This window comes from Candidatus Aminicenantes bacterium, assembly GCA_011049425.1.
Taxonomy (GTDB): Bacteria; Acidobacteriota; Aminicenantia; order UBA2199; family UBA2199; genus UBA876.
Genome location: DSBM01000102.1, coordinates 1 through 5738, shown reverse-complemented (window position 1 = coordinate 5738; position 5738 = coordinate 1). Strand labels below are relative to the sequence as shown.

The 5738-nt window shown below is 57.0% G+C and carries 4 protein-coding genes; 3 read left to right on the top strand and 1 reads right to left on the bottom strand.

Going from position 1 to position 5738, the window contains the following annotated elements; translation table 11 throughout:
- A partial coding sequence (locus tag ENN40_06445) for a tetratricopeptide repeat protein (GenBank protein HDP94982.1) occupies positions 1-965 on the bottom strand: 965 nt, incomplete at its 3' end.
- Between the two features lie 77 nt (positions 966-1042).
- On the opposite strand from ENN40_06445, the gene ENN40_06440 reads away from it, so the two are divergent.
- The 3 genes from ENN40_06440 (at position 1043) to ENN40_06430 (ending at position 5247) form a co-directional block, all read left to right on the top strand.
- Positions 1043-3538, top strand: a complete 2496-nt coding sequence (locus tag ENN40_06440) for an excinuclease ABC subunit UvrA (GenBank protein HDP94981.1) — start codon at positions 1043-1045, stop codon at positions 3536-3538.
- The gene (locus tag ENN40_06435) at positions 3528-4532 is read left to right on the top strand and encodes a hypothetical protein (GenBank protein ID HDP94980.1); all 1005 of its coding nucleotides are present in this window, start codon (positions 3528-3530) and stop codon (positions 4530-4532) included. Before ENN40_06440 ends, ENN40_06435 begins: the two co-directional genes overlap by 11 nt.
- 97 nt (positions 4533-4629) lie before the next feature.
- The gene (locus ENN40_06430) at positions 4630-5247 is read left to right on the top strand and encodes a hypothetical protein (protein HDP94979.1); all 618 of its coding nucleotides are present in this window, start codon (positions 4630-4632) and stop codon (positions 5245-5247) included.
- Positions 5248-5738: the final 491 nt, after the last annotated feature.

Here is a 5738-nt window from a genome sequence, read left to right as displayed (position 1 = left end):
TGGACTTTGGCGTTGTACTGGTCGAGTTTGCTGAAGTAGTTGTACTTGGTGAAGAGCTGGTGCTCCGCCTTGGCCATGGCGATCTTTTCATTGGAGTTATTGTCTTCGGCGTCAAAGCGCAGGGCGGCTTCAACCAGGTAGCGTACGGAGGGGTCGAAAGCGCTGCGGCTCTTTTTGGACATATCGGCGTACGCCTGGCCCAGGCGGTAGGCAATGGTTCCGGAAGGATCTTTGGCCAGCATTTCCTTAAAGACATCGACGGCTTCCTTAAGGCGTCCGGCGCGCATCAGGGCCGTGCCGTACATGCGGCGGATATCGGCGTTGTCTTTGTCAGTTGCGCCCATCTTGTTGTAGGCATCAATGGCGGCGGAAAAATCCTCGTCCTGCAGGACCAGCCGTTTCATCTTCTGCTCGGGGGATTCCGATGGGGGAGGCGGGGTGGTCAGTTTGGATTTTAGGTCTTTGGCCGCGGACAGGACATCATTCAGGCCCTGGGCGGAAGAGGCGACGGCGATGGCGGCGTTGGTGTATTTCAGCGCCAGATCCTTGTTGTAGACGGAGGCTTTCTTTACCCCGTAGCTGTTTCCCAGCATGAGGTTGAGGCGGGCTTCTTCACCCTTATCGTAGCCGTTGAATCCCAGGCATTTTTTTCCGATCTCGACCGCCTTGGCATAATCCTGGATCTGGAAACTGTCCATGGCAATCCAGTAATAAGCCAGGCGCGTGAATTTCTGGGACGTGTCGGAGTACTTTTTGACGTAGGCTTCAAATGCCTTGATGCGGTCCGGCCCGGGCTTTTTGGTCATGGAGGCGATGTATTCCTGGGTGAAGCTGATGTCGGAATCATCTTGGGAAAACAGCGGTGTGCAGCACGCTACACAGATCAAAAGACCGGCAATAACAATCGCTTTTTTCATGAACGACTCCTCTCTACCAATCAAAATGGTCGTGGTGTATGGCGACATTTTACATGGTTCTGCAAAGAATGCAACCCCCGGCTAGTCTGGATTTACACCGGGGGATATGCTACACTGGCAACCCGATGCGGCAGATCGAAATCGTAGCCGCCTCCACGCACAACCTGCGGGAGGTTTCGCTGAATATACCCAAGAACCGGATGGTGGTGGTGACCGGTGTGTCCGGCTCCGGCAAATCCAGCCTGGCTTACGACACCCTGTTCCAGGAAGGTCAGCGCCGCTATCTGGAATCACTCTCCGTGTATGCCCGCCAGTTTATCAAGTCATTGGAAAAACCGGCGGTCCGTTCCGTGCGCGGTATTTCTCCCACCATCTCGATTGATCAAAAGCATTCCAGCTATTTTTTCAACTCCACGGTGGGGACCATTTCCGAGATCAGCCCGTTTCTGCGCCTGATCTACGCCCGGGCGGGAAAGCCCCATTGCCCCCGGTGCAACAGGCCCATCCAGTCGCTGGTAGTTCCGGACCTGGCCGACCTGCTGGTGAACCGTTACGGCCAGGATTTGATCCACATCCTGGCCCCGGTGGTGCGCAACCGCAAGGGACTTTACCGCGAATTGTTTGACACTTACCGCAAGCGCGGATTCCTCAAGGCCATTGTGGATGGCGAGTGGGTCCGCCTGGATGAATCCCAACAATTGGATCGCAACCGGCGCCACGACATCGCGGTGCTGATCGACGCCGTCGAGCCCGCGGACACGCCGCTAGCGCTGTTGCGTGAAAGCCTGGAACTGGCCATGGAAGAGGGAAACGGCGAGATCCTGGTCCGGAGCGGACAAAAGGAAAAACTGTATTCCCGACGCCTGTATTGTGCCCACTGCCGCCTGGCGTTGCGGGAACCCCAGCCGGCCACCTTTTCGCTCAATTCGCCCTTGGGGGCCTGTCCGGCTTGCCGGGGTACGGGCCGCGATGATTCCGGAGCGGTATGCGAGGTCTGCAGGGGCGGCGGGTATGGTCCCGACGCCCTGGCGTTTCGTTTTCGCGACCTGGATATCCATGCCCTGGGAGAGATGGAGATCCGCGATCTGCACGAGTTGTTCGCAAAGATACAACCCGATGACACCGAAGAACCATTACTCTCGCCGCTGTTGCCGCAGATCCGCCAGCGCCTGGACGCGTTCATGCGCCTGCGTCTGGATTACCTGAGCCTGAACCGCCGCATCCACACCCTTTCCGGTGGGGAACTCCAGCGCACGCGCCTGGTTTCCCAGATCGGGTTTCAACTCTCCGGCGTGATCTACGTGCTGGACGAACCCTCCATCGGCATGCACATGTCCGAGGTGGCGGACCTGGTGGCCGTACTGCGCAGCCTGCGCGATGCGGGAAACACGGTGGTCGTGGTGGAGCACGACCCCTATACCATCGCCTCAAGCGACTGGGTGGTGGACCTGGGACCGGGCTCGGGTGAAGCGGGTGGCCGCATAATCTTCAACAACGACATTCGCAAGCTTTCTTCGGCAAAGAATTCGTTGACAGCGGATTACCTGTTGCAAAGACGTTCCCTGGAATCGCTGCGCGGGCACAAAACCCCGGGCAAAGAGTCGATTCGGATTGCCGGCCTCAAAATTCACAACGTGGACAACGTGGATGTAGAGATACCCTGTGGAATCTTGACCGTGGTTACCGGGGTGTCGGGTTCGGGAAAAAGTTCCCTGGTCATGAATGCCCTGGTACCGCTGGCGCGCGCGCGGCTGGTTGGTGATCGGGTAATCCCCGAAGGCGTCAGTGTGAAAAGTCTGGTGATCCCGGACTCGATTCGGCGCGTTCTGGAAGTGGACCAGGGGGCCATCGGCCGCAACGCGCGTTCCTGTCCGGCCACTTACGTGGGGTTGATGACCGAGTTGCGGCAGTTGTTCGCCGAAACCATGGAGGCGAGGATTCGCGGCTACACCCCGGGACGCTTCAGTTTCAACACCCGGGGGGGGCGCTGCGAGGCTTGCGGCGGCCTGGGCATACAGCGCCTGGAAATGGGGTTCCTGCCCCGCCTGGATGTGACCTGCCCGGTATGCGGAGGCACCCGGTTCAACACCGAAACCCGTAAGGTGCGCTACAAGGGCCGCTCCATTGACCAGGTGCTGGACATGACCGTGGACGCGGCCGCAACGTTTTTCGCCCCGGTACCGGGGATCGCGACGCGTCTGCGCGTGCTGCAGGATGTGGGCCTGGGATACCTGAGGCTGGGCCAGCCGTCGGTTACACTTTCAGGGGGCGAGTCGCAGCGCATCAAACTCGGCCGTGAACTGGGGAAACGTTCGGCCAAACCGACGTTGATCGTGCTGGATGAGCCCACCGTGGGCCTGCACGCGGAAGACATCCGCAAGTTGATCGCAGTCATGGATTCCCTGGTGCAACGGGGTGGAACCGTGGTGGTGATCGAACATAACGCCCAGGTGATCCGGGCGGCCGACTGGGTGGTGGACCTGGGGCCGGGCGGCGGCCGACACGGCGGACGCGTACTCTACCAGGGTGCGCTGGATGGATTCACAAACCAGGTCGAGTCCGTAACCGCCAGATGGCTGCAAGACGAAGATATCCCCGGGGAGGCGCTTCATGCCCTTTAACGATCTGTTCGGCAATCGCCGCATCAAGCGCGTGTTGATCAGTTACCTGCGCAACCGCATGGTTCCGCCGGCCATGTTATTCAGCGGCGGGGGGTCGGTGAATTTGAAAGGATTCGCCCTGGGTTTTGCCAAGGCCCTCAACTGCAGGGACCGGAAGGATGATTTCTGCGGCGCCTGCGCCAATTGCCGCGATATCGACCGTGAAATGTTTCCCGACGTGCGCCTTTTGCGTCCGGACGGGCAGCAGTACAAAAAGGAACAGGTGGATTTCATTGTCGAGGATCAAGTGCGGCGGCCGCTTCAGGGTGAACGCAAGGTTTACATACTGGAGTCCGCGCAGCGGCTTTCCGAAAGTTCCGCCAACGCATTTTTAAAAGCGCTGGAAGAGCCGTCCGAAGCCACCGTTTTTATGCTTTTGACTCCAAGCCTGTCCGGAATCCTGCCCACGATCCAGTCTCGCTGCCAGGTGCTGCGTTTCACCCCGCCGGCTCCGGAAGATATCCGCAAATACCTGCTGGAACAGGGCATGGAAGCGGAAAAAGCCACCCTGCTTTCGCGCTTGTCCCAGTCCCAGCGGCTGGACGTGATTCACGGGGATCATGGCGAGGTATTGGAGGCCAGGCGTTCCGTGCTCGATGTGCTGACAAGCCTGCTGCGCCATGAGGGTGAGGGGGACGTATTGGTGGAACTCAACAACCTCAACCGCCGCCGCGAAGCCTTTATCGGTTATTTCCGCGAACTGGTGAATTTGATTTCTCTGTTTTTGCGGGATATAATGGTGTTGAAAGCGGGAGGCGACGACTCCCTGCTTTTCAACATGGATTTCAAAGAGGAATTAATGACCCTGTGTCAATATAGCGGTGAAGAGAAGCTCATGTACCTGGTGCGCCGCATGGAAACCCTGTTGCGCGATGTCCAACGCAACCTGAACGCCAAGGTGTTGACCCAGGAGTTCATCCGCTCATTCACTGATCAGGAGCCCGGAATTGGTTAAACTGATTACCGTCCAGGTGACCAGCACGCGCGACGTATTGCACTTCAAGATCGGCGACTCCGAAGTGGCGTCCGGAGACTACGTGGTGGTGCGCTCCATGATCGGCGAAGAACTGGGCCGTGTGATCAAGACCTTCGGCAGTTCTTTTAACGACCTGCTGAAAATCGACCGCATTCCGGAAGTGTTGCGCAAGGCCAATGAGCGGGACCTGGAGGGATATGAGCGCAAGCTCCAGGAAGAAAAGCGCGCCTACGATTTCTGCCTGGAAAAGATCAATGAGCGCGAGGTTCCCATAAAGTTGATCCGGGTCATCTTTTACACCAATGAACGAAAGGCCATTTTCTATTTCTCTTCCGAAGGGCGTATCGATTTCCGTGACCTGGTCAAAGATTTGGCCCGCCGCTTGAAAATGCGCATCGAGATGCGCCAGATCGGCATCCGCGATGAGGCCAAAATGATCGGCGGTATCGGCATCTGCGGCCGCCAGTTGTGTTGCAAGCTCTTTTTAAACAACATCGAACCCATTACGTTGCAGATGGCCAAGCGCCAGAACCTGAACATGAATCCTTTAAAGATCTCCGGCCAGTGCGGACGCCTGATGTGTTGCCTTTCCTACGAGGAAGATCACGGCGGACGGGTGCTGATCGAAGACCAGGATGAGCTGGTGGGTTACAACGAAGAAGAAGACATGGACCAGGGCGGCACGAGGAGTTAGCAGGTAGGGGCTACTGGGAGTAATTGTAGAAGGTAGGGGATCTCGGGAGAACTCGTAGGAGGACCTTCTGGGAGTAATTGTAGAAGGTAGAATGTAGTGGGCCTCAGCAGATCTTGTAGAAGGTAGAAAAAAGCATTAAGGTTTGTGTCCTGTCACCTGATACCTGCCTCCTGCCACCTTTTTCAAATCCGAAATCCGAATCAAATCCCAAATCCAAATGTCTAAAATTCAAAACAAAAAAACGCGCAGGTCATTGAGATATCCTTGTCATTAACTCGCTTCGCTCGTGTCATTTGCTCGCTGCGCGAGCGTCATTATTTGAAGTTGAAAAGTAGGGTTCTATTACGTTTCGTGTGGGTAAATATATAATGGGAATCAGTAAGCGGTTGTGAGTATGAGTACCCGCAGGGCATAAAGCATAAGCGAACGCAAACGGCAGGTTCCGGGGCCCCATGGGCTGAGGCAGGACGACCGAAGGTAAAATGATGCCC

What these genes read in the sequence shown, in the direction of transcription:
- ENN40_06440 (HDP94981.1), top strand. Translation starts at nt 1,043, where the DNA reads ATGCGGCAGATCGAAATCGTAGCCGCCTCCACGCACAACCTGCGGGAG.
- ENN40_06435 (HDP94980.1), top strand. Translation starts at nt 3,528, where the DNA reads ATGCCCTTTAACGATCTGTTCGGCAATCGCCGCATCAAGCGCGTGTTG.
- ENN40_06430 (HDP94979.1), top strand. Translation starts at nt 4,630, where the DNA reads ATGATCGGCGAAGAACTGGGCCGTGTGATCAAGACCTTCGGCAGTTCT.